The 2,490-nt window shown below is 39.8% G+C and carries 2 protein-coding genes and 1 pseudogene; 2 read left to right on the forward strand and 1 reads right to left on the reverse strand.

All coding sequences use genetic code 11. From position 1 onward, the window contains the following. Positions 1–325 (forward strand): T9SS type A sorting domain-containing protein (locus K8F54_RS03130; RefSeq protein WP_290786872.1); only part of this gene is annotated, 325 nt, incomplete at its 5' end. A 17-nt stretch (positions 326–342) separates the two neighbouring features. Here K8F54_RS03130 and K8F54_RS03135 read toward each other — a convergent pair. Next, complete coding sequence (locus K8F54_RS03135) at positions 343–1,380, reverse strand: alkane 1-monooxygenase (RefSeq protein ID WP_290786875.1); 1,038 nt, start codon at positions 1,378–1,380, stop codon at positions 343–345. 78 nt (positions 1,381–1,458) lie between these two features. On the opposite strand from K8F54_RS03135, the pseudogene K8F54_RS03140 reads away from it, so the two are divergent. Continuing rightward, positions 1,459–2,490 (forward strand): annotated as a pseudogene (locus tag K8F54_RS03140) (hypothetical protein); the annotation flags it as partial.

Below are 2,490 nucleotides of genomic sequence, written 5' to 3' on the forward strand. Positions count from 1 at the left end.
CGCTCCTTTTAATGATGGCAATGGAGCAAATTCCGGGAAAGTAGTGGTTTTACAAAATGATGATATTTTACAAGCTTCCGATTATATAAGTAACGGAACGGCCCTTTACCCCAATCCCAACAGAAATAGTTTTTCCATATATTTTCAGAATAATCCTCAAAATGTGACTATTTCAATTGTAGACGTTGCCGGAAAGCGAGTTTATTCAGAAATATTTACTGCCCAAGAAAATATTTCAATTGACCACAATCTTGACGCAGGCATCTACTTTGTAAAGCTTACCTCAAACACTTCCGAAGCTACTCTAAAAATGGTCGTGGAATAGTTCGATCTAGAAACGACCTATTTCATATATTCTGGAATTCTCTTATTCATCACCGCAAACCACAAAGGGGGGAGTAATGAAATCACCATAGAAGTAGGATACCCAAAAGGCATTTGCGGACTGGATTCGTGACAATCCAACAATTGATACTTCTTGTGTGCCCGGTAATGGTGGTCGCTGTGCCGCGTTAATTCATAAAGCATTAAACGTCCTAACACGTGATTTGAATTCCAAGAATGGATTTCTTGCATACGCTCGTAACGCCCGGTTTGGGTTTTGCTTCGGCTGAGGCCATAATGCTCAATATAGTTGATGGTTTCTAGGAGAAGCGCCCCAGTAAACCCTATAATGATTGCAATCCAGAGCGCTGTGCTTCCGAAGAAAAATAGAACCAATACCAAATAGGAGCCCTGCAATAGCAAATACAAAAACATATCATTCTTTAAACTAAAAAATGCGCGTTTCTCACGGGCTAATAAACCCATTTGAAGTTTCCACGCGCTTCCATACTGCCGAATGATGGAGGTAACCCAGAACGTATACACACTTTGGTTGTATTTGGCACTTGCCGGATCTTCCTTTGTCGCCGCTTTTTGATGATGCCCAAAATTATGCTCAATATAAAAATGCATATACAGAGCGGGGAGTAGCAAAAGTTTCCCTAGTGCTTTCTCCCACTGCGTAGTTCTATGACCGAGTTCGTGTGCCACATTGATTCCGTTGGAACCCAAAACGATGCCAATAGAAAAAGTGAGTCCAATTAATTCTGAAGTGTTGTATTCGGCCCAGGAAATACTCCATAAAAACCATAGCAGAATACCATACACCAGCGGGAGGTTCAGGTATAACAATATGTCGAAAAAAAGATTCTTTGCTCTGGAAGTCGCTTCAACTTCTGAAAGATTGTTAGGATCTTGTGGCATTATGATCTCTAAAATTGGAACCAGTACAAAGGCAAACACAGGAGTAAAGTAGGTCCAATACGACCGAAGCACCAAACCTATAATAGCGGCTACTGGGATGGAATATGCAACCAAGTATTTTAAATCCTTCATAAATAGGTGCTTTGGAGTGGGTTTTGATACAAAATAAAATCGTAATTTAGAAGTTCTGTTTGTAAGTAAAACTACCTAATGAGTACATTTCGTGTCATTCAGCAAAAGCTGGAACAATTTATAAAAAAATACTATACCAATGAGTTGATCAAGGGGGCTATTCTATTTTTCGCTATTGGGCTTTTGTATTTTTTAGTGACACTTTTAGTAGAGTATTTTTTATGGTTAAATCCAACTGGGCGAACTATTTTATTTTGGACTTTCGTCACTGTGGAGACTGGACTGTTCGTTCGGTTTATTGCTTTTCCATTAGCAAAATTGTTTAAGCTTCAGCATGGGATTAGCCATGAAGAGGCGTCTAAGATTATTGGGAATCATTTCCCGCAAGTGAGCGATAAGTTACTGAATGTCATTCAGTTAAATCAGAATCAGCGCGAAAGTGAGTTGTTGGCTGCGAGTATTGACCAAAAAGCTTCCGAATTACAGCCTATACAGTTTAAAAGTGCCGTTAATTTCAGAAAAAACGCAAAATATTTGAAATACGCGGCTATCCCGGTGATTGTGTTTGTGTTATTCAGTGTTTTGGGAGATAAGGACATATTTTCCAGTAGTTATACCCGAGTGGTGAATTACGATACCGCGTATGAACCTCCGGCTCCCTTTTCTTTTGTAGTGCTGAACGATCACCTGAATGCAGTAGAGAATAAAAGCTTTGTACTAAAAATGCGAACAGAAGGAAAGGTTTTTCCGGAAAATGCGACCATCCACTATAACAATGAAACCTATTACCTACAACAAACGGCTCCCGGAATTTTTGAATATACCTTTACCCAGCCTTCAGAAGCTGTGAATTTTACATTAAAGGCAAATAAGGTAAGTTCTCGTGAATATACTTTAGATGTGGTTAAAACACCTTCCTTGGTGGGCTTCGAGATGCTTTTAGACTATCCCGCCTATACAGGGAAAAAGGATGAGGTTCTAAAAAGCACAGGTAATGCGACCATTCCCGAGGGGACACAGGTACAGTGGCAGGTAGCCACAAAAAACACTACTGAGGTACAACTAAAGACAAAGGACACTGCTTATGTTTTTACGGCCAAGGATCAAAAC

The organism is Altibacter sp. (genome assembly GCF_019913785.1).
GTDB lineage: Bacteria > Bacteroidota > Bacteroidia > Flavobacteriales > Flavobacteriaceae > Altibacter.

What these genes read in the sequence shown, in the direction of transcription:
- K8F54_RS03135 (WP_290786875.1), bottom strand. Translation starts at nt 1,380, where the DNA reads ATGAAGGATTTAAAATACTTGGTTGCATATTCCATCCCAGTAGCCGCT.